At 63.0% G+C, this 20,786-nt stretch carries 22 protein-coding genes; 11 read left to right on the top strand and 11 right to left on the bottom strand.

Annotated elements, in window-relative coordinates; genetic code table 11:
• Window positions 1–3: 3 nt before the first annotated feature.
• Window positions 4–384, top strand: a complete 381-nt coding sequence (locus NKH29_RS09530; protein ID WP_352516116.1) for a hypothetical protein — start codon at window positions 4–6, stop codon at window positions 382–384.
• A gap of 99 nt (window positions 385–483) precedes the next feature.
• On the opposite strand, the gene NKH29_RS09525 is transcribed toward NKH29_RS09530, so the two are convergent.
• Window positions 484–1,707: an argininosuccinate synthase gene (locus tag NKH29_RS09525; RefSeq protein ID WP_352481074.1), complete on the bottom strand. Its 1,224-nt coding sequence runs from the start codon at window positions 1,705–1,707 to the stop codon at window positions 484–486.
• Between the two features lie 178 nt (window positions 1,708–1,885).
• On the opposite strand from NKH29_RS09525, the gene NKH29_RS09520 reads away from it, so the two are divergent.
• On the top strand, window positions 1,886–2,527 hold the full coding sequence (locus NKH29_RS09520) for a LysE family translocator (RefSeq protein ID WP_023721902.1): 642 nt from the start codon (window positions 1,886–1,888) through the stop codon (window positions 2,525–2,527).
• Here the strand turns inward: NKH29_RS09520 and NKH29_RS09515 are convergent.
• The 3 genes from NKH29_RS09515 to NKH29_RS09505 form a co-directional block, all read right to left on the bottom strand.
• Window positions 2,499–2,978 (bottom strand): hypothetical protein, encoded by a 480-nt coding sequence (locus tag NKH29_RS09515; RefSeq protein ID WP_352999467.1) that lies wholly within the window; start codon window positions 2,976–2,978, stop codon window positions 2,499–2,501. The genes NKH29_RS09520 and NKH29_RS09515 overlap by 29 nt on opposite strands.
• Entirely contained in the window at window positions 2,975–4,207 is a 1,233-nt protein-coding gene (gene rlmN / locus NKH29_RS09510; RefSeq protein ID WP_352481073.1) for a dual-specificity RNA methyltransferase RlmN, read from the bottom strand. The genes NKH29_RS09515 and rlmN overlap by 4 nt, the downstream gene beginning before the upstream one ends.
• A gap of 315 nt (window positions 4,208–4,522) precedes the next feature.
• Window positions 4,523–5,029 (bottom strand): invasion associated locus B family protein, encoded by a 507-nt coding sequence (locus NKH29_RS09505; RefSeq protein ID WP_023721899.1) that lies wholly within the window; start codon window positions 5,027–5,029, stop codon window positions 4,523–4,525.
• A 362-nt stretch (window positions 5,030–5,391) separates the two neighbouring features.
• Here NKH29_RS09505 and NKH29_RS09500 point away from each other — a divergent pair, with 362 nt between their 5' ends.
• On the top strand, window positions 5,392–6,000 hold the full coding sequence (locus NKH29_RS09500; protein WP_352481072.1) for a methyltransferase family protein: 609 nt from the start codon (window positions 5,392–5,394) through the stop codon (window positions 5,998–6,000).
• A gap of 45 nt (window positions 6,001–6,045) precedes the next feature.
• On the opposite strand, the gene NKH29_RS09495 is transcribed toward NKH29_RS09500, so the two are convergent.
• The 4 genes from NKH29_RS09495 to NKH29_RS09480 all read right to left on the bottom strand — a co-directional run bounded on the left by NKH29_RS09495 (window position 6,046) and on the right by NKH29_RS09480 (window position 8,182).
• Window positions 6,046–6,408 (bottom strand): YkvA family protein, encoded by a 363-nt coding sequence (locus NKH29_RS09495; RefSeq protein ID WP_023721897.1) that lies wholly within the window; start codon window positions 6,406–6,408, stop codon window positions 6,046–6,048.
• Between the two features lie 92 nt (window positions 6,409–6,500).
• Entirely contained in the window at window positions 6,501–6,797 is a 297-nt protein-coding gene (locus NKH29_RS09490; RefSeq protein WP_352481071.1) for a 4a-hydroxytetrahydrobiopterin dehydratase, read from the bottom strand.
• A 6-nt stretch (window positions 6,798–6,803) separates the two neighbouring features.
• Entirely contained in the window at window positions 6,804–7,400 is a 597-nt protein-coding gene (thpR, locus tag NKH29_RS09485) for an RNA 2',3'-cyclic phosphodiesterase (RefSeq protein ID WP_352481070.1), read from the bottom strand.
• A 137-nt stretch (window positions 7,401–7,537) separates the two neighbouring features.
• On the bottom strand, window positions 7,538–8,182 hold the full coding sequence (locus NKH29_RS09480) for an arylesterase (protein WP_023721894.1): 645 nt from the start codon (window positions 8,180–8,182) through the stop codon (window positions 7,538–7,540).
• 108 nt (window positions 8,183–8,290) lie between these two features.
• Here NKH29_RS09480 and NKH29_RS09475 point away from each other — a divergent pair, with 108 nt between their 5' ends.
• The 4 genes from NKH29_RS09475 to NKH29_RS09460 all read left to right on the top strand — a co-directional run bounded on the left by NKH29_RS09475 (window position 8,291) and on the right by NKH29_RS09460 (window position 13,283).
• Entirely contained in the window at window positions 8,291–9,001 is a 711-nt protein-coding gene (locus NKH29_RS09475; protein WP_352999465.1) for an ABC transporter ATP-binding protein, read from the top strand.
• The gene (locus NKH29_RS09470) at window positions 9,001–11,550 is read left to right on the top strand and encodes an ABC transporter permease (RefSeq protein ID WP_352999463.1); all 2,550 of its coding nucleotides are present in this window, start codon (window positions 9,001–9,003) and stop codon (window positions 11,548–11,550) included. The genes NKH29_RS09475 and NKH29_RS09470 overlap by 1 nt, the downstream gene beginning before the upstream one ends.
• 219 nt (window positions 11,551–11,769) lie before the next feature.
• Window positions 11,770–12,549: a Bax inhibitor-1/YccA family protein gene (locus NKH29_RS09465; protein ID WP_254817871.1), complete on the top strand. Its 780-nt coding sequence runs from the start codon at window positions 11,770–11,772 to the stop codon at window positions 12,547–12,549.
• Window positions 12,550–12,713: 164 nt separating this feature from the next.
• A complete protein-coding gene (locus NKH29_RS09460; RefSeq protein WP_352494036.1) occupies window positions 12,714–13,283 on the top strand; it encodes a GNAT family N-acetyltransferase in 570 nt (189 codons plus the stop codon).
• Window positions 13,284–13,287: 4 nt separating this feature from the next.
• On the opposite strand, the gene NKH29_RS09455 is transcribed toward NKH29_RS09460, so the two are convergent.
• Both NKH29_RS09455 and NKH29_RS09450 read right to left on the bottom strand, forming a co-directional pair.
• Window positions 13,288–13,674, bottom strand: coding sequence for a DUF2794 domain-containing protein (locus tag NKH29_RS09455; protein ID WP_023721889.1), 387 nt, complete (start codon window positions 13,672–13,674; stop codon window positions 13,288–13,290).
• Window positions 13,675–14,273: 599 nt separating this feature from the next.
• Entirely contained in the window at window positions 14,274–15,023 is a 750-nt protein-coding gene (locus NKH29_RS09450; protein ID WP_023721888.1) for a DUF1223 domain-containing protein, read from the bottom strand.
• Between the two features lie 175 nt (window positions 15,024–15,198).
• Between NKH29_RS09450 and NKH29_RS09445 the strand changes: the two genes are divergently transcribed.
• On the top strand, window positions 15,199–15,861 hold the full coding sequence (locus NKH29_RS09445; protein WP_023721887.1) for a ceramidase domain-containing protein: 663 nt from the start codon (window positions 15,199–15,201) through the stop codon (window positions 15,859–15,861).
• A gap of 67 nt (window positions 15,862–15,928) precedes the next feature.
• On the opposite strand, the gene acnA is transcribed toward NKH29_RS09445, so the two are convergent.
• Window positions 15,929–18,619 carry an aconitate hydratase AcnA gene (gene acnA / locus NKH29_RS09440; RefSeq protein ID WP_352999461.1) on the bottom strand — a complete coding sequence of 897 codons (2,691 nt, stop codon included), beginning with the start codon at window positions 18,617–18,619 and terminating at the stop codon, window positions 15,929–15,931.
• A gap of 283 nt (window positions 18,620–18,902) precedes the next feature.
• Here acnA and ccmA point away from each other — a divergent pair, with 283 nt between their 5' ends.
• From ccmA to NKH29_RS09425, 3 genes are all read left to right on the top strand, one after another.
• On the top strand, window positions 18,903–19,511 hold the full coding sequence (gene ccmA / locus NKH29_RS09435; RefSeq protein ID WP_352999460.1) for a heme ABC exporter ATP-binding protein CcmA: 609 nt from the start codon (window positions 18,903–18,905) through the stop codon (window positions 19,509–19,511).
• A gap of 196 nt (window positions 19,512–19,707) precedes the next feature.
• The gene (gene ccmB, locus NKH29_RS09430; RefSeq protein WP_352481065.1) at window positions 19,708–20,373 is read left to right on the top strand and encodes a heme exporter protein CcmB; all 666 of its coding nucleotides are present in this window, start codon (window positions 19,708–19,710) and stop codon (window positions 20,371–20,373) included.
• Complete coding sequence (locus NKH29_RS09425; protein WP_352481064.1) at window positions 20,373–20,750, top strand: Imm50 family immunity protein; 378 nt, start codon at window positions 20,373–20,375, stop codon at window positions 20,748–20,750. Before ccmB ends, NKH29_RS09425 begins: the two co-directional genes overlap by 1 nt.
• Window positions 20,751–20,786: the final 36 nt, after the last annotated feature.

The following is a 20,786-nucleotide window of genomic DNA, read 5'->3' as shown; positions in this document are numbered from 1 at the left end:
CGCGTGGCGCGTCGCAAACTAACCATCGCCGACCTGTCACTTGCCTTTGATGACCTTCCAGATGTCGGTGGATTGGTCGAGCTGAAGGCTGTTTATGTCGGAGAAGCCAATTCGGCCGCTGCGCACCGCATCGCCCAAGCGCCGGCAGAAGAGGCTCGGCATGCGTTCCTGAGAAACGCCCATGAAGGCTGCGATCTCATGTTTGAACGTAATGGTCCATGTAGCGACAGCGGCGATGCATCCCGCCTGGGGATCCTTCTTCGTGATGTCCTGTCCGGTCTGGCAGCCCGCCAGAATGCCGATCATCGCCGTCAAAATCAAAAGACCAAGTCGCATTATTACAGCCCCATTGCCCAAAAAAACAATTGGACAATCCGGCCATGAGGTCAAGCAAGAAAAGCTCTGCAGCTGTCATTAGAAACAACTACATTAGCTCACTAAGAGTATGGATCCAGGCTAAGCAGGATTTTCATGAATATATACTTAGCCTTTACGACCACGCGCCGCCAGCGTGCGCAGCCTCAGCGCATTGAGGCGGATGAAACCTTCGGCATCTTTCTGGTCGTAGGCGCCGCGGTCGTCCTCGAAGGTGACCAGCGCGTCGGAATAGAGCGTCTTCCTCGACTTGCGGCCGGTGACAATGACGTTGCCCTTGTAGAGCTTCAGCCGCACGATGCCTTCGACGTCTTCCTGGCTGTTGTCGATCATCGCCTGCAGCATCAGCCGCTCGGGCGCGAACCAGAAGCCGTTATAGATCAGCTCGGCATAACGCGGCATGAACTCGTCCTTGAGATGGGCGGCACCGCGGTCCAGCGTGATCGATTCGATCGCCCGGTGGGCCGATATCAGGATGGTGCCGCCGGGGGTCTCGTAGACGCCGCGCGATTTCATGCCGACGAAACGGTTCTCGACCAGATCGAGCCGGCCGATGCCATTGTCGCGGCCGAGATCGTTCAGCGCCGCCAGCATCGTTGCCGGCGACAGTTTCTTGCCGTTGAGCGCGACGGGATCGCCCTTGAGGAATTCGATTTCGATCTCTGTGACCTCATCCGGCGCATCCATCGGCGAGATGGTGCGCTGGTGGACGAATTCCGGCGGCTCGCTCCACGGGTCTTCCAGCACCTTGCCCTCGGAGGAGGAATGCAGCAGGTTGGCGTCGACCGAGAACGGCGCATCGCCCTTCTTGTCCTTCGGCACCGGAATCTGGTGCTGCTCGGCGAAATTGATCAGATCGGTGCGCGACTTGAACGACCAGTCGCGCCAGGGCGCGATGACCTTGATGTCGGGGTTGAGCGCATAGGCCGAGAGTTCGAAACGCACCTGATCGTTGCCCTTGCCGGTGGCGCCATGGGCGATCGCATCGGCGCCGGTCTCCCTGGCGATCTCGACAAGATGTTTCGAGATCAGTGGCCGGGCGATCGAGGTGCCGAGCAGATAGGTGCCTTCATAGACAGCGTTGGCGCGGAACATCGGAAAGACGAAATCGGATACGAACTCCTCGCGGACATCGACGATGCGAATATCCTTGATGCCCATCATCTCGGCCTTGCGCCTAGCCGGCTCCAGTTCGCCACCCTGGCCTAGATCGGCGGTGAAGGTCACGACCTCGGCGCCGAGCTCGGTCTGCAGCCATTTCAGGATGATCGAGGTGTCAAGGCCGCCAGAATAGGCGAGCACGACTTTCTTGACGGCTTTTGCTTTCGACATGGTGGGCGGTTCCGCGACAGGATTCTTGCGGGCGAGGTATCACGGCGTTTCGGGGCTGCGCAAGGGAGGAACAGGCGCCTGGGAGCCGCAAGCGCTGGACCAGACGCCGTGGCGGCGAGATGCTGGCGTCGGCGAGGCGCCTGCGCTATAGGCTGCGCCTTCTTGTCCGAGGCCGCCAATGTCCTTCATTCCCGACAACGCTACGCTTATCCAATTCGCCATCGCGACGGTGATCCTGGCGATTACGCCTGGGCCGGACATGACGCTGTTCGTGTCGCGCACGCTGAGCCAGGGCCGCGCCACCGGCTTCGCCTCGATGGCCGGCGCGCTGTGCGGCACGCTGATCCACACCACGTTGGTGGTGGTCGGCGTCTCGGCGCTGATCGTCGCCTCGCCGATGGCGTTCTTCGTGCTGAAGATTTTCGGCGCCGGCTATCTGGTCTTCCTGGCCTGGCAGGCAATCACAAAAGGGTCGGCGTTTTCACCGGAGAAGAAGAGCGGGCCGCAGATATCGCTGGTTCGCAGCTGGGCGGCGGGGCTCGGCGTCAATCTGCTCAATCCGAAGATCATCCTGTTCTTCATGACCTTCCTGCCGCAATTCGTCTCCGCGCATGATCCCAATGCGCCGGGAAAGCTGTTCTTCCTCGGCGCGATGTTCGTCGTGCTGTCGGTCCCGGTGACAGCGCCGATGGTGCTGGCGGCGGAAAAATTCTCGGCGGCGATGAAAGCCAGCCCGCGCGTGACGCGCGTCGTCGACTATCTGTTTGCCGGAGTTTTTTCGGCCTTCGCGCTCAAGATCCTGACGGCCCAGGCAAAATAGGGCGTCCGATTTGACGCCAGCTCCCAGCCGAGCGGCCGGCGCTCAGCCAGTAGAAAATACCGCCGACCATGCCGCAGCCGATCACCGCCAGCATGACGCTTGTGTTGGTAACCTCGAAATTGGCGTCGTTCGTCTGGTGGACGAAGCCGAGGAAGACCGCCGCCACCGCCGCGCCCGCCAGTGCATAGAACAGCCAGTCGCGCCGGCCGAGGATTTCGGAAACCAGGATGGCGATCGCCGCCGGCATGAAAGCGAAATAGGCGACGAACAGCGCGACGAAGGGGACGGAAAAATAGAGGGAAGCCGTCGCCGCCGGCGGTGCCTGCTCCGGCGTGTAGCCCAGGGACGCCAGAAACATGATATTGAGAAATGCGCTGGCCGCCAGCGAGGCGACGCCATAACCGATCAGGATGACGGCGAAGCGGATCAGATAGGCGACGACGCGATTCACGCCTCGCCGTGCCCTGCGATCATCATCGCTTCCAGCGCCAGCCGGTCGACTTTGCGCATGCGCTCGGAGTCCGATTTGAGCTGGCCGCAGGCGGCGAGGATGTCGCGGCCGCGCGGCGTGCGGATCGGCGAGGCATAGCCGGCATTGTTGATGTAGTCGGCGAATTTCTCGATCGTCTCCCAGTCCGAGCACTGGTAGTTGGTGCCCGGCCACGGATTGAACGGGATCAGATTGATCTTGGCCGGGATGCCCTTGAGCAGCTTGATCAGCGCCTTGGCGTCCTCGATGGAATCATTGACGTCCTTTAGCATCACATATTCGAAGGTGATGCGCTTGGCGTTGGACAGGCCGGGATAGGCACGGCAGGCAGCGATCAGCTCGTTGAGCGGATACTTCTTGTTGATCGGTACCAAAAGGTCACGCAGATCGTCATTGGTAGCGTGCAGCGAGATTGCCAGCATGACGCCGATCTCTTCGCCGGTGCGGAAGATTTCGGGCACGACGCCCGAGGTCGACAGCGTGATGCGCCTCTTCGACAGGGAAAGCCCGTCGCCGTCGGATGCAATCAGCAGCGCCTTCTTCACCGCCTCGAAATTGTAGAGCGGCTCACCCATGCCCATCATGACGACGTTGGACACTTTCCGGCCCTCGGCCGGCACGATGGCGCCGTCGGGCGTGTCGCGGTCGGGGAAATCGCCGAGCCGGTCGCGAGCTGTCAAAAGCTGGGCGAGGATTTCTTCCGCCGTCAGGTTGCGCACCAGCTTTTGCGTGCCGGTGTGGCAGAAGGAGCAGGTCAGGGTGCAGCCGACCTGCGAGGAGATGCAGAGCGTGCCGCGGCCTTCTTCGGGAATGTAGACGGTCTCGATCTCGACCGGCCGGCCGGCGCCGCGCGGCGGAAAGCGGAACAGCCATTTGCGCGTGCCGTCGGAGGAAATCTGCTCCTCGACGATCTCGGGCCTGGCAACGGTGAAATGCCTGTCCAGTGCGGCGCGCAAATCCTTGGAGATGTTGAACATGCCGGCAAAATCGGAAACGCCGCGCACATAGATCCAGTGCCAGAGCTGCTGGGCGCGCATCTTCGCCTGGCGCTCCGGCACGATGCCGGCGGCGACGAGGGCGGCCCCGAGTTCGGCGCGCGTCAAGCCGATCAGCGACGGCTTTTCAGGCGTCGTGCGGGTGCGCAACGCGTCACGCGCGCCTTCGGCGGTAAGATCGAATGAAAGGGTCATTGTTGCGCCAATATAAGCGATTTGCGGCCGATTACAGCATCGTGCCCGAAATGAAGCGCGGCGCATAGCACAGGTTGATGGCGGAGTCATGCAGGGGGTTCTTCCTTCTCCCCTTGTGGGAGAAGGTGGCCGAGCGAAGCTCGGTCGGATGAGGGGTGTTCCAGCTTGGCATCCCCTGCACTCCGTCCAGCACCCCTCAACCCTCTTGGCGCTGCGCGCCAATCCACCTTCTCCCACAAGGAGAGAAGGCAAGACCGCACGAACGCTGGTTCTTTACGTCGCTGTGTTAGGTGGTGAACGTCCCGGACGAGGACTTTACTTGCACTTGGCGATCGAGGCCAGCGCCGCCGAGATGCCCTTCAGCGAGAAGACGTAGGTGGTGGTATTGCCGCGGCCGGACTTGGCTGACACCTTCATGTCGGTGCCGGTCTTCATCGCGGCGATCAGCACCGGCTCCTCGGCGGCGTTCTCGACCCAGGCCGACTTGCCGCGCGTGAACATCGAAAAAGACTTCTTGTCGATGGTGACGGTGGCCTTGGAACCTTCCTGGAAGGTATAGCCGGCGATGAATTGCGGCTCGTAGGACACTTGCTGCCCCGGCCGCTGGCTGACGAAGAAGAACATGTCGCCATGATCGAGCGTCGGCGGCTGCTTGTCGGTTGGCACGGTCAGGACATAGCAGACCTTGCCGCCGCCCGACGCCTGGTAGCTGTAGGTGCCCCAGGCATTGTGCTGGCCGATCTTGGTTGCCGACTGCGCCAGCGCGGGCGCCGTCAAGGCCACCAGGGCCAGGCTGGAAACTATAGCAATCAATCCGCGCATCGCTTTTCCCGTATTCCACTGGTGCGGCGGCAGGCCGGCTCGGCGTCCTGCCCGTCGCTTCATTTTGATTTAATCTGGGTTACCAAACGGTGAATTTCCCCTGAGAAAAGGATGTTCACGCCAGGAAACCGCCGCCGTCTTCGCGCTGCCGCTTGAAAAAGCGGCTGGCGCAATGTCCCTGCCGCGACTTGGAGGCCACGAAAACGGCAAGAGTTTGACTTTTCAAGCAGCTAGGTCTTGCAGCGATTCTCGCTTTTCTGAGAGCTACGTGACGAATTTCCCGCCAGGCGGTATATGTCTGCGTTCGGCTCCACGGCACTCGGCCAGGGTGCCCTCCTTGGCGGCTTACGGGAGATTTGGCCATGGCCATTTCCGAGACAGTTCTGATCCTGGCGGGCGGCACAGTCGTCCTGGCGATCGTGTTCGGCATTCGTGTCGCCGTCCGCGCGGTGGCCAGCGGCGCGGTGCCCCGGTCGGATGGCGGAGAGGTGGCGGGCGGACCGGGCGCGCCCGACGTGGCGGGGGTCATTGCGCTGCCGCCTTTGATCTTCCTCGGCTTCCTGGCGGCGGCAACCGTGCTCGAGGTGCTCGCGCCGCTCTCGGTCATGGCCGGGCAGGCCCTCGCCCGCTATCTGGCCGGCGCCGTGCTCGCGGTGTGCGGCTTGGTGCTCATCTTTATGGCGGCGGGCCGCTTTCAGGCCGCTGGAACCAACATACCACCGACCTTGCCAACGACGGCGCTGGTCGTCGACGGTATCTATCGGTGGACCAGAAATCCGTTCTATCTGGGAGCGACCCTTATCTATCTGGGCCTCGGTGTCGCGGCCGGAAGTCTTTGGGGTATCGCGCTCGTCATTCCCTTGCTGTGGGTGATCAATACGGGCGTCATCGCGCCGGAAGAGCGTTATCTCGAGCGTAAGTTCGGAGACGCCTATCGCGCCTACAAGACGCGGGTGCGGCGGTGGCTTTGACGGCCGGAAAGTCGGTTCCCGCGCGATTTTTTGCGCCGTACCGGCTCAGCTCTTGTCGGCGATGGCCTGCCTGGCGGCGAGCCGGTGCGCCGGCGTGATGTGGGCGCTGACGGTTGTGATCGCCGCGGTCAGCACAGCGATGTCGTCGGTGAAGCCAAGCCCAAAGATGAAATCGGGGATGACGTCCGTCGGCAGCACGAAATAGCCGAGCGCAGCCAGCAATGTGCCCTTGGCGCGCAGCGGCGTCTTCTTGTCCATGGCGCAGTAATAGGCGGCGACCACCTCCTCCATGAACGGGATCTGCCGGGCAGCCTTCTTCGCCGTACGCCAGAACTTTTCGCGTACTTCGCTCTCATTGCCCAGCTTGCTGCCGAGGCCGAAGAAATCAAAACCGGATTTTTGCGCCATCAACCTCTCCTTGCCGCCGTCGCGTGACTTCACGCGTGACCGCGAGGCAAAATGTGGTGAAAGCCGAACCTCGCTGCAAGGTGCAGATAACGTCAGGTGCCGAAATAGCGGTTCATCTTCCTGGCCAGATCGAAATCCAGCGCGGTCAGGCCGCCGACGTCGTGGGTGTTGAGGGTCACGTTTACCGTCTTGTAGACGTTCGACCAGTCGGGGTGGTGGTCCATCTTCTCCGCAGCCAGGGCAACGCGGGTCATGAAGGCAAAGGCTTCCGAGAAATTCTTGAAAGTGAAGCTGCGGCTGATCGAACCACCATCCTTGGCCAGCGACCAGCCGTCGAGGCCGGCAAGTTCGGCGCTGATCGCCTCTTTTGCTAGTTTCTCCCTGGCCATGTCCGTCTACCGCATGATCCGCGAAGCGTCGGCGGCGCCGGCCAAACGGCTGGCGACGCGGTTGTCGGCACCTGAAAGCGGCCAAGCCTCCTCGACGACGTAAGGCCCGCCGCCGACCGAGTCGCGCGACGACATCAGCACGAAGCGGCCGACCCGGAACGGCAGCGTCGAAAAATTGCCGCGCGCCGACAGATACTGGGCGACGTCGAGCGGGCTCGCATTGCGCAGGCGGGCCAGCGTCACATGCGGCATGAACTTGCGCGGGTCGGCCGGGATGCCGAGCCGCTGGCAGATGCGCTCGATTTCGCTTTGCAGAGCGGAAAGATCGGGCGAAGCGGCGACCCCGGCCCACACCGCATGCGGCTTCTTCTGGCCGAAGGCGCCGACGCCGGACAGCGTCAGCGGGAAGGACGGGCGGTGAACGCGGTCGAGCGCGTTGGCGATTTCGTCGGCGACATGGCCCTCGACATCGCCAATGAAGCGCAGCGTCAGATGATAGTTTTCGACGTCGATCCAGCGGGCTCCGGGCAGGCCGCCCCTGAGCAGGGACAGCGAAAGAGCGGCATCACGCGGTATTTCGAGGGCGGTAAAAAGACGCGGCATGGCAAGCCTCCTGTCCTCGAATCGAACTCTTGCCCCTAGCGAATCATCGATATTCAAACGGGGCAAGGGGTTTGTTGGTCGCAGGCCTGCCTAAAAGCTTCCCCCGCGGAAGGTGTTGCGGCGGCGAACCCTCGCCTTCAGGAATTGCCCCGGATCGCTTCAATGGTCTTCTCCACGCTGGGCAGGATACCCTCGACGATGCGGTCGACGCCTCGGGCGTTTGGATGAAGACCGTCTTCGAGCTGCAGGACGGATTGGCCGGCGATGCCCTCGAGAAAGAAAGGATAGAGCGGCACGCCGTATTTTTCAGCCAGTCTCGGAAAGGTCGCGTCGAAGGCCCTCTGGTAATCGGCGCCGAGATTCGGCGCCGCGCGCATCCCGGCCAGCAACACGGCGATCTTGCGCTGCTTCAGCTTTGCCAGCATGGCGTCCAGGTTCTTTTCCGCTATGGCGGGCGAAACGCCGCGCAGCATGTCGTTGGCGCCGAGCTCCAGGATGACCAGCTGCGTGCCGTCCGGCACCGACCAGTCGAGCCGCGACAGGCCGCCGCTCGTCGTATCTCCGGAAACGCCGGCATTGGCGACCGTGACATCGTAGCCCTTGGCGCGAAGCGCGGCCTGCAGCTTTTCGGTGAACCCCTGACCCGGCCCAAGGCCATAACCCGCCATCAAGCTGTCGCCGAAGCCAACGATGGTGAAGGGCTCGGCGCGCGCCGACGAAATGGCGCTGCAGATCGCGAGGAAAAGGGCGAAGGCTGCGGCAAAAGTGTGTTTGAAAGCCATGCGGCAGGCCCCATATGACCAGGAACATCTGTTGGCGAAGGCAGGTTTTCGTCTTTGTCGAGCATCGGATGCTCTAGCCCTCTTTCCCCCATATAGGACGATTTGATTTTGGAAGAAGCCGTCATTTCGCTGAAAGACGTATCGCTGACGCTCGGCGAAGGCGCATCCTCGGTGCATGTGCTGAAGGGCGTCAGCCTTGATGTGGCGAGCGGCGAAGCGACAGGCATCGTTGGACCTTCGGGTTCGGGAAAGTCGACATTGCTGATGGTTTTGGCCGGGCTTGAAAGGATCGATTCGGGTGCGGTACGAATTGCCGGCGAGCTGCTCAACGGCAAAAGCGAAGACCAGATCGCATCGTTTCGAGGGCGAAACATCGGCATCGTGTTCCAGTCGTTCCACCTCATCCCCAATATGACGGCGCTGGAAAACGTCGCCGTCCCGCTTGAGCTTGCCGGCCATGCCGATCCGTTCGGCGTGGCGGCGCGCGAACTGGCGGCGGTCGGCCTTAGCGATCGCATCACCCATTATCCCGGCGAATTGTCTGGCGGCGAGCAGCAGCGCGTGGCGATCGCCCGGGCGCTGGCGCCGTCGCCACGCATCCTGATCGCCGACGAGCCGACCGGCAATCTCGACCAGGCGACGGGACGGCACGTCGCCGACCTGCTGTTCGCCAAGGCGGCCGAACGCGGCATGACGCTGGTGCTGGTCACGCATGACCCGGTGCTCGCGGCGCGCTGCTCGCGCCAGGTGTCGATGCGGTCGGGGCTGATCGAGGACGCATCCAAGCCGGCCTCCAGGGCCGGCAAGGTGACCGCCTGATGCCGCTGTCGCAAACGCTGAGGCTGGCCTTCAAGTTCTCGCTGCGCGAAATGCGCGGCGGGCTGTCCGGTTTCCTGATCTTCCTTGCCTGCATTGCGCTCGGCGTCGCGGCAATCGGCGGCGTCAATTCGGTGGCGCAGGCGATTTCCGCCGGTGTTGCCGACCAGGGTCAGACGCTGCTCGGCGGCGATCTCCGCTTCCAGATCAACCAGCGCGATCCGACCAGAGCCGAACGCAGCTTCCTCGGCCGGCTTGGCACGGTTTCGCACAGCGCCAACATGCGCTCGATGGCGAGGCTCGAGGACGGCTCCGACCAGGCGCTGGTCGAGGCCAAGGCGGTCGACGGCGCCTATCCGCTCTATGGCGCGCTGGAGACCCAGCCGGTGCTGTCGCGAGAGGATTTGTTCGGCGAAAAATCCGGTGTCTTCGGCGCCGCCGCCCCGGACCTTCTGTTCGAGCGGCTGAACCTTGGCATCGGTGACCGGTTGAAGCTCGGCAGCGCGACATTCGAGCTGCGCGCCAAGCTGGTCAACGAGCCAGATGCGGTGTCGGATGGCTTCGGTTTTGCGCCGCGGCTGATGGTGTCGACCGACGGGCTTGCCGCTTCAGGCCTGATCCAGCCGGGCAGCCTGGTCGAGAACGCCTATAAGGTCCGCCTGCCCGGCGGCACCACTGAAGTACAGATCAAGGCGATCCAGGAGCAGGCCGCGAAAGAGTTCCCGCAGGCCGGCTGGTCGATCCGCACGCGCAGCAACGCAGCGCCGGCGCTGTCCTCGAACATCGAGCGGTTCTCGCAATTCCTGACGTTGGTCGGGCTGACGGCGCTGGTGGTCGGCGGCGTCGGCGTGGCCAATGCGGTGCGTGCCTATCTCGACGGCAAGCGCGGCGTCATCGCCACCTTCAAGAGCCTGGGGGCTTCGGGCGGGTTCGTCTTTGCCGTCTACCTGGTGCAGATCCTGATGATTGCCGCCCTCGGTATCACGCTGGGCCTTGTGCTTGGCGCGCTGATGCCGTTCGCGGCCAGCGCGGCACTCCAGTCGGTTATTCCGGTGCCGGCGGAAGGTGGGTTCTATCCCGGCGCCCTCGGCATGGCAGCGCTGTTCGGGCTGCTGGTGACGCTGGCCTTCGCCCTGCTGCCGCTCGGCCGTGCTCGCGACGTGCCAGCGACGGCGCTGTTTCGCGAAATGGGTTTTGAGGGCCGCGGTTTTCCCCGCCCGCTCTATGTCGCCGCGGCAATGGCCATCGCGCTGCTGCTCGCGGTGCTGGCGATCCTGTTTTCCGGCGACCGCCGTATTGCCTCGATCTTCGTCGGCGCCACGGTCTTTTCGTTCCTGGTGCTGCGTGTCGTCGGTACGCTGGTGCAGTGGGCGGCGAAGAGAAGTCCGCGTGTGCGCTCGACGGCGCTCAGGCTCGCCATCGGCAACATCCATCGGCCTGGCGCCTTGACGCCGTCCGTGGTGCTGTCGCTGGGTCTCGGGCTGACGCTCCTGGTGACGCTGGCGCTGATCGATGGCAATCTCAGGCGGCAGATTTCCGGCAGCCTGCCGGAACGGGCGCCGAACTTCTTCTTCGTCGATATCCAGAGCGGCGACGTCGATGCCTTCTCCGCGCTGGTCGGCAAAGAGGCGCCGCAGGGCACGCTGATCAAGGTGCCGATGCTGCGCGGCCGGGTGATGGCGCTCAACGGCGTCGATGTCGACAAGGTCAAGGTTCCGGCCGAAGGCGCCTGGGTGCTGCGCGGCGACCGTGGGCTGACCTATGACGCACAATTGCCGGAGAATGCAACGCTGACCGAGGGCAGCTGGTGGCCGGGGAATTATTCCGGCGAACCGCTGGTCTCGTTTTCCGCCGAGGAGGGCAAGGAGATCGGGCTGAAGCTCGGCGACACCATCACCGTCAACGTGCTCGGCCGCAATATCACGGCCAAGATCGCCAATTTCCGCCAGGTCGAATGGGAAACCATGGGCATCAATTTCGTCATGGTGTTCTCGCACAACACATTCGCCGGGGCGCCGCATGGCTGGTTGGCGACGCTGACCGAGACGAATGCGTCGGCGGCCGACGACGCGCATCTTCTCAATGCCGTCACCCGGGCTTTTCCCGCGGTGACGACGGTCAGGGTCAAGGACGCGCTCGACATCGTCAACCGGCTGGTGGTGCAGCTCGGCACCGCGATCAGGGCCGCGGCGGGCGTGGCGTTGATCGCCTCGGTGCTGGTGCTGGCCGGGGCGCTCGCCGCCGGCAACCGGGCCCGCATCCACGACGCGGTGGTGCTGAAGACCCTGGGTGCGACCAGGAAAACGCTGATCGCGGCCTTTTCGCTGGAATACATGCTGATCGGCCTTGCGACCGCGATCTTCGCGCTGGCGGCGGGCGGTGTGGCGGCGTGGTACGTCGTCGCGCGCATCATGACGCTGCCATCGCACTTCATGCCCGAGGTAGCGGTGGCGACCATCGGCTTTTCACTGGTGGTCACGGTGGGTATCGGCCTGGCCGGCACGTGGCGGGTGCTGGGCCACAAGGCGGCGCCGGTGCTGCGGAATCTTTGAGCCAGAGCCGGTTTTGATTAAATCTCGTTAATGTTTCGACCGGCAAGGCCAATAAAACCGGATCTCCGGCACTTCACGGAGCATTACGTCCGGTTACGGTCTTGTCCTTTACGCCAAGAACCATCATATTTCGGCGCAGGCATGCTGGAGCCCCGCCAGCGGCGCCTGGGTTCAAAAGGACCTGACACCGGACGGGGCAGAAGCAATATGAGGATTTCCATGGCTGATCCCGTTCGCAATTATCAGACGCGCGCCGTGCCCGGCGCCGGCGTCGATGCTGCCATCGACCAGGGCCTGCGCGCCTACATGATCAAAGTCTACAACCTGATGGGGCTTGGCCTCCTCATCACCGGCCTTGCCGCGGTCGGCACAATCATGCTGGCCACCACCAGCGATCCCGCCTCGGCGGTTGCCACGTTGCCAAGCGGCGAGATGCTGACCTCGTTCGGCTACGCGATCTTCGGCTCGCCGCTGAAATGGCTGGTGATCTTTGCCCCGCTGGCAGCGGTGATGTTCCTGTCGTTCCGGGTCCAATCGATGAGCGTTTCGGCGGCGCAGACGACGTTCTGGGTTTACGCCGGCCTTGTCGGCCTGTCGCTGTCGTCGATCTTCCTGGTCTACACCACCGCCAGTATCTCGCAGACCTTCTTCGCCACCGCCGCCGCGTTTGGCGGGCTGTCGCTCTACGGCTACACGACCAAGCGCGACCTTTCCGCGTTCGGCTCGTTCCTGGTCATGGGCCTGGTCGGCCTGATCATCGCGATGGTGATCAACATCTTCCTGCAGTCGTCGGCGCTTTCCTTCGCCGTTTCGGCGATCGGCGTGCTGATCTTCGCAGGCCTCACCGCCTATGACACGCAGAACATCAAGGAGATGTATTTCGAGGGTGACGAGACTGATGTCGCCGGCCGCAAGGCGATCATGGGCGCGCTGAGGCTCTATCTCGACTTCATCAACCTGTTCATGTTCCTGCTGCAGTTCATGGGCGACCGTCGCTAGTACGGCGTTCTTTGTTGACCATGATCTGTTCCGAAAACCGGTTTCCACTTTTCGGGATCATGGTCTGACTCCAGCGAGTTTGGAAAGGGCGGCCCAATGGCCGCCCTTTTCTTTTGTGCCGGCTTTTGCTGTGATATAGGGCAGATGAACGACGTGCATAAATTATGAGCAGCATCACCTTGCGGGCCGCGACGTCGGCCGATCTCGACCGGATCACGGAAATCTATGCCGACGCGGTGACAAACGGCACGGCGAGCTATGAACTCGACCCGCCAAGTCGTATCGAGATGGGAGCGCGCTTCGACAGTTTGGTAGCGGGTGGCTTTCCCTATCTCGTGGCGGAAAAAGGCGGCATTGTGCTCGGCTATGCCTATGCCGGCGCTTTCCGGCCGCGCCCGGCATACCGCTTCGTGGTTGAGGATTCCGTCTATGTCGCGCCCGACGCCAAGGGGCAGGGCGTCGGGCTGCTCCTGATGCAAAGGCTGATCGAGGCAGCCAAGGCGGCGGGCTTTCGCCAGATCATCGCGGTGATTGGCGATGGCCGGCCCGACAGCGCCTCGGTGCGGTTGCACGAGAAGCTCGGCTTTCACCATTCCGGCCGCCTGGAAGGCTCCGGCTACAAGCACGGACGCTGGCTGGACACGGTGTTCATGCAACTGCCGATCAACGGTGGAGCGTCGGTCCCGCCCGATCCGCAATCGCTGCCCGAGCGGAAGTTCCGCAAACAAAAATAAGGGGTTACGCCTCGACCAGCTTCAGCGTTCGGTCGAACACGCCAAGCACCCGGCCGAGTTCCTGGCCACGCTTGAGGATGCGTCCGCCGGCGGCGATGACGGCGAATGCGCCTTGCCGGCGCGCCAGCTTCGGATCCTTGACGATCTGGAAAAGCGGCACTTCGCTGGTGCGACGGAAGACGGAAAAAACGGCGCGGTCGGTGAGATGGTCAATAGCATAGTCGCGCCATTCATTGGCGGCGACCATACGGCCGTAGAGCCTGAGGATCTGGTCCAGTTCGCGGCGGTCGAACCGCACCGGCTGGTCGAGGCGTTCGTGTCTTGCCTCGTGCAGCGGGATCAATATTGCGGATGCGTCCCCATCCTCCGTCCCGCTGCTGCGATCAGTCATGCCTGGATCCTCGCAATGAATCGTACGCCGACCAAAGTTGGCGCTTTCGTTGCCGAATTGCAAGGCCCGGCCGGGCAACGGCAGCACCGCGCGGTTTCTCCAACGTCCAGTCACGTTTGCGAAACGCCTGTTGGAATTGGTGATGCTTCGCCACAATCCTGCCTTTTTTTATCCGTGCTCATGCCCCAATGTCCGACGAATTTACCGGCGTTGCCTGAGACGGTTCGGTCCGGCACCGGCTCGTAAACCCCAAGCCCCCCGCCCACGGGTCTGCGTCGGATCGAACCAACCTCGGTCTTTCCTTGGAAAGATCGGGTGCGACGATCCCAAAACCTAAATGACCGGCGTCAGAAGCAAGCTGACGCCGGTTTTTTATTGGCTGGAGCCGTGGCGGCGCGATCCATCCGGATAGGCTGTCGTCGGAGGCTTGAGCGCGGCTATCCCTTCTCCCCTTGTTGTGGAAGAAGGTGGATCGGCGCGCAGCGCCGAGAAAGATGAGGGGTGTTGGACGGAGTGAGGCGTTGGCGTTCCCTGGAACACCCTCATCCGTCGCCTTCGGCGACACCTTCTCCCACAAGGGAGAAGGGAGAGCGCTCCATCTAAGGCTTGCGGATAAAGGCTGCACCCAGGATCGGACCGGGCACGCCGTCCTTGCCGACCGACTGCAGCAGCACGGCGCAGCCGCCCTTCTTGGCGATCTCGCTCATCGGCAGTTCGTAGCGCTGCGCCTTGCCGTGCCACATGCCGGCGGTCTGGATGCTGGAGACGGCGTTCCAGTAGGTCATGCTGCGGCCGGTGTTTTCACCCTTGCCGATCTTGATCGTCTGCGGCGGGTTGAAATAGACGATGACGACATGCGCGTCGGCGGGGCCGGTCACGGCGTCGCCGGCATCGATCATGACGCGATCGCTGGTCCGGCTGACCTTGATGCCGACGCGCATGCCTTCGCCGACCCTCTCCATGCGGGCCAGCGCGCCGTCGACTTCCTTGCGGCTGGCGCCATTGACATGGCTGCGGCCGTTGATGACGGCTTGCGGGGTGTAGACGGAACGGCTGCCGAAGGCGCGCATATACTCATATTGCCGCTCGGTATTTTCCTTGCGGCTCAGCGTATCCTGCCAGCCGAGGTAATCCCAATAGTCGACATGATAGGCGAGCGCGACGATGTTCTCCTTGGCGGCGAGCTCGGCGAAGAATTCGTCGGCCGGCGGACAGGAATTACATCCCTGGCTGGTGAAGAGCTCGACGACGCCTAATGGCTTGTCGGCCTGCTCGGCGAAGGCGCTTCCGGCAAACGCCGAGAGAGCCAGCGCAACGGCCGCAAGCCGCAATGGTCTTCGAGATGACATGGCCGTTCCGATCCCGCCGGTGATGCCGGCTTTGTTCTGATTGTCGAAATATGTGGCAGAAGCGGCAGTCAACGGGAAGTCACGTTGCGGTGAAATTTTGCCGTTGCAACCGCTGGCAAGGGCGCAATAGGTGGACGCGCACTTCACGATGGAAGCGATTCGGGCGGCAATCAGCATGTGGCAATCTCTCCTGGCGCCGGTCGACCTCTATTGCGAACGGACGGGGCCGGAATTCTGGGCTGAACCGCTCAATGCGCTGAGCAATCTGGCTTTTTTTGCCGCCGGGCTATGGGGTGTCTGGCAGGTGCGCAAGCGCGGCACCGGCGCCTTCGCCGAAGTGCTGGCCTGGTGGGTGGTGGCGATCGGCGTCGGCTCGTCGCTGTTCCACACCTTTGCCACAAGGGGAATGATCCTGGCCGACGTGCTGCCGATTGCAGGGTTCACGCTGGCCTACACGCTGTTCAACCTGCGACGTTTTCTCGGCATGAAATGGGGCAAGGCGATCGTCATCTTCGTCGCCTTTTACGCCGTTGCCGGGCTGGTGACCTTTGCCGTGCCGGACTGGCTGCGCCAAGCGTCGAACGGCACGACCGGCTACCTGCCGCCCTTCCTGGCGCTTGCCTTCTTCGGCGCCTGGGTGGCGGCCAGCGGCAATCGTGCCGGCTGGTACAATCTGGCGGGTTCGGCGATCTTCGTCGTGTCGGTCGTCTGCCGGATGATCGATCCGCTGGTCTGCGGCGGCTTTCCGCTCGGCACGCATTTCCTGTGGCACATCCTCAACGGGCTGATGCTCGGCGTGCTGCTGGCGGCGACAGCGCGGTTTGGAAAGCCAAAGTAGGGCAGTAGGGCAGTAGGTGCTTGTCCTTGCTTCCCCTACTGCCCTACTCCCTTATTGCCCTACTCCCTTAAGCCGCAAGGTCGCGCAGCACGTATTGCAGGATGCCGCCATTCTTGAAGTAGTCGAGCTCGTCCAGCGTATCGATGCGGCAGATGATCGGAACCTCTTTGACGCTGTCGTCGCCATAGGTGATCCTGGCGATCATCTTCTGCCGCGGCTTGATGTTGCTCAGTCCGTCGATCTCGACCAGTTCGTCGCCCTTGAGGTTGAGCGAGGCCCACGAGGTGCCTTCCTCGAAGACGAAGGGGATTACGCCCATGCCGACCAGGTTGGAGCGGTGGATGCGCTCGAAGGACTGGGCGATGACCGCGCGGACACCGAGCAGATTCGTACCCTTGGCCGCCCAGTCGCGCGACGAGCCGTTGCCATATTCGACGCCGGCGAAGATGACCAGCGGCACGCCCTCCTTCTTGTAGTGCATGGCGGCGTCGTAGATCGATTCCTCTTCCTTCGACGGGTAATGGATGGCGTAGCCGCCCTCGCGGCCGTTCTCGCCCAGCATGTGGTTGCGGATGCGGATGTTGGCGAAGGTGCCGCGCATCATCACCTCGTGGTTGCCGCGGCGCGTGCCATACTGGTTGAAATCGGCGACGCCGACGCCGTGGTCGGTGAGGTACTTGCCGGCCGGGGAGGCCGCCTTGATCGAACCGGCCGGCGAAATGTGGTCGGTGGTGATCTTATCGCCGAACAGACCGAGCACACGCGCGCCCTTGATATCGCCGATCTTGCCGAAGCCTGATGTCATGCCGGCGAAATAGGGTGGGTTCTGCACATAGGTCGAATTGTCGTCCCAGGCATAGGTCTGGCCTTCCGGCGCCTTGACGTTCTGCCAGTACTCGTCGCCCTTGAAGACGTCGGCATATTTGCGGGCGAACAATTCGCGCGTGACATTCTTCTCGATGAATTCCTGGATCTCGACTGAACTCGGCCAGATGTCCTTGAGATAGACCGGATTGCCGTTGCGATCCTCGCCGAGCGGCTCGGTGGTCAGATCCTTGGTCACGGTCCCGGCCAGCGCGTGGGCGACGACCAGCGGCGGCGAGGCGAGATAGTTCGCCTGCACGTCGGGCGAGACGCGGCCTTCGAAATTGCGGTTGCCGGACAAGACTGCCGCAGCAATCAAGCCCTTATCGTTGATGGTCTTGGAGATCGGCGCCGGCAGCGGGCCGGAATTGCCGATACAGGTGGTGCAGCCGAAGCCGACCAGGTTGAAGCCGATCTGGTCGAGCTCCTTCTGCAGACCGGATTTCTCCAGATATTCGGCGACGACCTGGCTGCCCGGCGCCAGTGAGGTCTTGACCCACGGCTTCTGCTTGAGGCCGAGCCGGTTGGCGTTGCGCGCCAACAGCCCGGCGCCGATCAGCACGCTCGGGTTCGAGGTGTTGGTGCAGGAGGTAATGGCGGCGATGACGACATCGCCATGGCCAAGATCGTAGTCCGTGCCCTCGACGGCATAGCGCTTGTCGATTTCGGCGGCCTTCTTGTACTCGGTCTCCATGGCCTTGTCGAAGCCGGCCGGAATGTCTTCAAGTGCCACGCGGCCTTCCGGCCGCTTCGGGCCGGCCATCGACGGGACGACACTGCCGAGATCGAGCTCGAGCAGATCGGTGAAGACCGGATCGGCCGAGCCGACGTCGCGCCATAGGCCTTGCGCCTTCGAATAAGCCTCGACCAGGGCGATGCGGCTTTCGTCACGGCCGGACATAGTGAGGTAGCGGATGGTTTCGCTGTCGACCGGGAAGAAGCCGCAGGTGGCGCCATATTCCGGCGCCATGTTGCCGATGGTGGCACGATCGGCCAGCGTCATGTTGGACAGGCCCGGACCGAAGAATTCGACGAACTTGCCGACGACGCCCTTCTTGCGCAGCATCTGCGTGACGGTGAGCACCAGGTCGGTGGCGGTGACGCCTTCCCTCAGCCTGCCGGTGAGGCGAAAGCCGATCACTTCGGGCAACAGCATGGAAACCGGCTGGCCGAGCATCGCGGCCTCGGCCTCGATGCCGCCGACGCCCCAGCCGAGCACGCCGAGGCCGTTGATCATGGTGGTGTGCGAATCGGTGCCGACGCAGGTGTCGGGATAGGCGGTGGTCTCGCCATCTTCGCTGTTGGTCCACACGACCTGGCCGAGGTACTCAAGGTTGACCTGATGGCAGATGCCGGTGCCGGGCGGCACGACGCGGAAATTGCGGAACGCCTGCTGGCCCCATTTCAGGAATTTGTAGCGTTCCTCATTGCGCTCATACTCAAGCTCGACATTGCGGGCGAAAGCCAGCGGCGTGCCGAATTCGTCGACGATGACCGAATGGTCGATGACCAGATCGACCGGCACCAGCGGATTGATTTTTTGCGGGTCGCCGCCGAGCGAGGCCATGGCGTCGCGCATGGCGGCAAGGTCGACCACAGCCGGAACGCCGGTGAAATCCTGCATCAGCACGCGGGCCGGGCGATAGGCGATCTCGACGCCGGCAGTGCCCCGGTCTGTCAGCCAGCCGGCGACCGCCTGGATGCTCTCCTTGGTGACGGAACGGCCGTCCTCGTTGCGCAGCAGGTTCTCCAGCAGCACCTTCATCGAATAGGGCAATTGAGCGATGCCGGTGAGGCCGTTCTTTTCGGCCTCGACAAGGTCATAGTAGATGTACTCGGCGCCGCCGGCGGTCAGCGTGCGGCGGCAATTGAAGCTGTCGAGTGATTTGGACACGTGCGATCCCTAACTGTCGGTTGCCGGGGAGGGAACGGACGCCAGTGGGCATGCAAATCACGCGCAAAGGTGCGGGTACGGCCATTTCCGCTATCCGTTCCCAAGCGTCCGGGCCGTTCAAGGCGGCACGCGCGCTGGTTCGGCGCAAATTCGGTTCCCGTGCCGACCGCTGGCACGGATGATGCGGATATAGAGAATTTTCTGGAATAGTTCTAGACACGGAATTGCCATTTTTGCTGCGGCGCACCGAAGCCGCGCTTGAACTTTCGGCGAAGGGGAACGGATGCGGCTGATCGCCGAAAATCTGGGCGGCGAACGCGGCGGCGAGACGGTATTTTCCGGCATCGAATTCGCGCTGGGGGATGGCCAGGCGTTGGTCGTCACCGGCGCGAACGGCGCCGGCAAATCGACGCTGCTCAGGATCATCGCCGGACTGTTGCCGGTGGCGGCAGGCCGTGTGCGGTTCGAAGGTGGTGGCGAAGACTTTCCGTCGGCCGCCTCGGCCTGTCACTATCTCGGCCACCTCGACGCGATGAAGAGCGCACTCACCGTTAAGGAGAATCTGTGCTTCTGGCGCGATTTTTCGGGCGCGGGTTCCAGGGGTGTTGAAGAGGCGCTGGAGACCGTCGGGTTGGGCGGCATCGGCCATCTGCCGTTCGGCTATCTCTCGACCGGCCAGCGCCGCCGCGCCGCGATCGCAAAACTGCTGGTCAGTCATCGGCCATTGTGGCTGCTCGATGAGCCGACGGCGGGACTGGACAAGGCTTCGGAGGAGAGATTCGGCGGGCTACTGCGGAAGCATCTCGATGGTGGGGGGATCGTGGTTGCGGCCACGCATTTGCCGCTGGGGCTGGAGGGGGCGAGGGAGCTTGTGATGGGGATGGTTGGGTGATGCCGGCGCTCTGTCGCACCCCCCTCTGTCCTGCCGGACATCTCCCCCGCAAGGGGGGAGATTGGCGGTTTCAACGACTCGCCCTCTCTTTCACGTTGAAGACTGACGAAAGCCGAGGCGACATCCAATCTCCCCCCTTGCGGGGGAGATGTCCGGCAGGACAGAGGGGGGTGCCTGGGCGAAAGCATCTCACATCATGCTAGCCCTCTTCCTGCGCGACATCCGCTTAAGTATCCGCGCCGGCGGCGGGGCGCTGACTGGCGTGATTTTCTTTCTCGCCGTTATCGCGACCATCCCCTTCGGCGTCGGTCCCGACCTGAAGCTGCTGGCCCGCATCGGCCCGGCGATCCTGTGGATCGCCGCCTTGCTGGCCTGCCTGCTCGGCCTCGACCGGCTGTTCCAGGCTGACCGCGAGGACGGCTCGCTCGATCTTCTGGTGCTTGGCAACGACCGGCACATGCTGGCCCTGACCGTGCTGACGAAATGCCTGGCGCATTGGGCGGGTAGCGTGTTGCCGCTGGTCATCGCGGCTCCCCTGCTCGGCCTGTTCATGAACATGGAGCCCATCGGCATCGGTGCCACGGCGCTGACGCTTCTGGTAGGCACGCCGGCGATCACCTTCATCGGTGCCGCCGGTGCCGCGGTGGCGGTAGCATTGCCGCGCGGCGGGCTGCTGATCTCGGTGCTGGTGCTGCCGCTGACCATTCCCGTGCTGATCTTCGGCGTATCGGCAAGCTATGGCGCGGTGGCGGACCCCGATCCCTTCCTGCAGCCCTTCCTCATTCTTACCGCGCTGACCCTGTTTCTTGCCGTGCTCGGGCCGGTGGCAGCGGCGCTGGCGCTGCGGCACGGAACGGATTGATGTGGCCGCTGCGCATAGAGAACCCGATCTTTCTCCAGACCATCTACGGCAACTACCCCGATCTGTCCTCCGTCGAGGTTACCGGGGCCAAGATGGACCGCAACGGGCCTAGCATGCACCTTTCCTTCATCTCGACCGTCCTCCCCTACCGGCCTCCCGCCAAATGGGCGGCGTTCAATGCCGTGTCTTTCGGGCTTGAGTTCATCGCGGTCGAATCCATTAGCCTTCGCAAGTTCCAGAGCCATGGCTCCAGTGCAATCAGGATGTGGGATGACGCCGGTAGAATCCTGCTTACCTGCGAAGGAGCTGTCAGGCTGTCCCTCACGTGCCAATACATGCGTATCAAAAACATATCAGGTGTTTTGCTTTCGCAGTGACCTTCGGCTTGCGATAACCGCAAATCTGCCGCAGAC

Source organism: Mesorhizobium sp. M1295 (genome assembly GCF_040318135.1).
Classification (GTDB): Bacteria; Pseudomonadota; Alphaproteobacteria; order Rhizobiales; family Rhizobiaceae; genus Mesorhizobium.
The sequence above is the reverse complement of the archived record's forward strand: the minus strand, read 5'-3'. Positions and strand labels throughout refer to the sequence as shown.

Bases quoted from the DNA above. Each gene is read 5' to 3' on its own strand.
- NKH29_RS09525 (WP_352481074.1), bottom strand. From the start codon at position 1,707: ATGTCGAAAGCAAAAGCCGTCAAGAAAGTCGTGCTCGCCTATTCTGGC.
- NKH29_RS09520 (WP_023721902.1), top strand. From the start codon at position 1,886: ATGTCCTTCATTCCCGACAACGCTACGCTTATCCAATTCGCCATCGCG.
- rlmN (WP_352481073.1), bottom strand. From the start codon at position 4,207: ATGACCCTTTCATTCGATCTTACCGCCGAAGGCGCGCGTGACGCGTTG.
- NKH29_RS09505 (WP_023721899.1), bottom strand. From the start codon at position 5,029: ATGCGCGGATTGATTGCTATAGTTTCCAGCCTGGCCCTGGTGGCCTTG.
- NKH29_RS09500 (WP_352481072.1), top strand. From the start codon at position 5,392: ATGGCCATTTCCGAGACAGTTCTGATCCTGGCGGGCGGCACAGTCGTC.
- NKH29_RS09495 (WP_023721897.1), bottom strand. From the start codon at position 6,408: ATGGCGCAAAAATCCGGTTTTGATTTCTTCGGCCTCGGCAGCAAGCTG.
- NKH29_RS09490 (WP_352481071.1), bottom strand. From the start codon at position 6,797: ATGGCCAGGGAGAAACTAGCAAAAGAGGCGATCAGCGCCGAACTTGCC.
- thpR (WP_352481070.1), bottom strand. From the start codon at position 7,400: ATGCCGCGTCTTTTTACCGCCCTCGAAATACCGCGTGATGCCGCTCTT.
- NKH29_RS09480 (WP_023721894.1), bottom strand. From the start codon at position 8,182: ATGGCTTTCAAACACACTTTTGCCGCAGCCTTCGCCCTTTTCCTCGCG.
- NKH29_RS09470 (WP_352999463.1), top strand. From the start codon at position 9,001: ATGCCGCTGTCGCAAACGCTGAGGCTGGCCTTCAAGTTCTCGCTGCGC.
- NKH29_RS09465 (WP_254817871.1), top strand. From the start codon at position 11,770: ATGGCTGATCCCGTTCGCAATTATCAGACGCGCGCCGTGCCCGGCGCC.
- NKH29_RS09460 (WP_352494036.1), top strand. From the start codon at position 12,714: ATGAGCAGCATCACCTTGCGGGCCGCGACGTCGGCCGATCTCGACCGG.
- NKH29_RS09455 (WP_023721889.1), bottom strand. From the start codon at position 13,674: ATGACTGATCGCAGCAGCGGGACGGAGGATGGGGACGCATCCGCAATA.
- NKH29_RS09450 (WP_023721888.1), bottom strand. From the start codon at position 15,023: ATGTCATCTCGAAGACCATTGCGGCTTGCGGCCGTTGCGCTGGCTCTC.
- NKH29_RS09445 (WP_023721887.1), top strand. From the start codon at position 15,199: ATGTGGCAATCTCTCCTGGCGCCGGTCGACCTCTATTGCGAACGGACG.
- ccmA (WP_352999460.1), top strand. From the start codon at position 18,903: ATGCGGCTGATCGCCGAAAATCTGGGCGGCGAACGCGGCGGCGAGACG.
- ccmB (WP_352481065.1), top strand. From the start codon at position 19,708: ATGCTAGCCCTCTTCCTGCGCGACATCCGCTTAAGTATCCGCGCCGGC.
- NKH29_RS09425 (WP_352481064.1), top strand. From the start codon at position 20,373: ATGTGGCCGCTGCGCATAGAGAACCCGATCTTTCTCCAGACCATCTAC.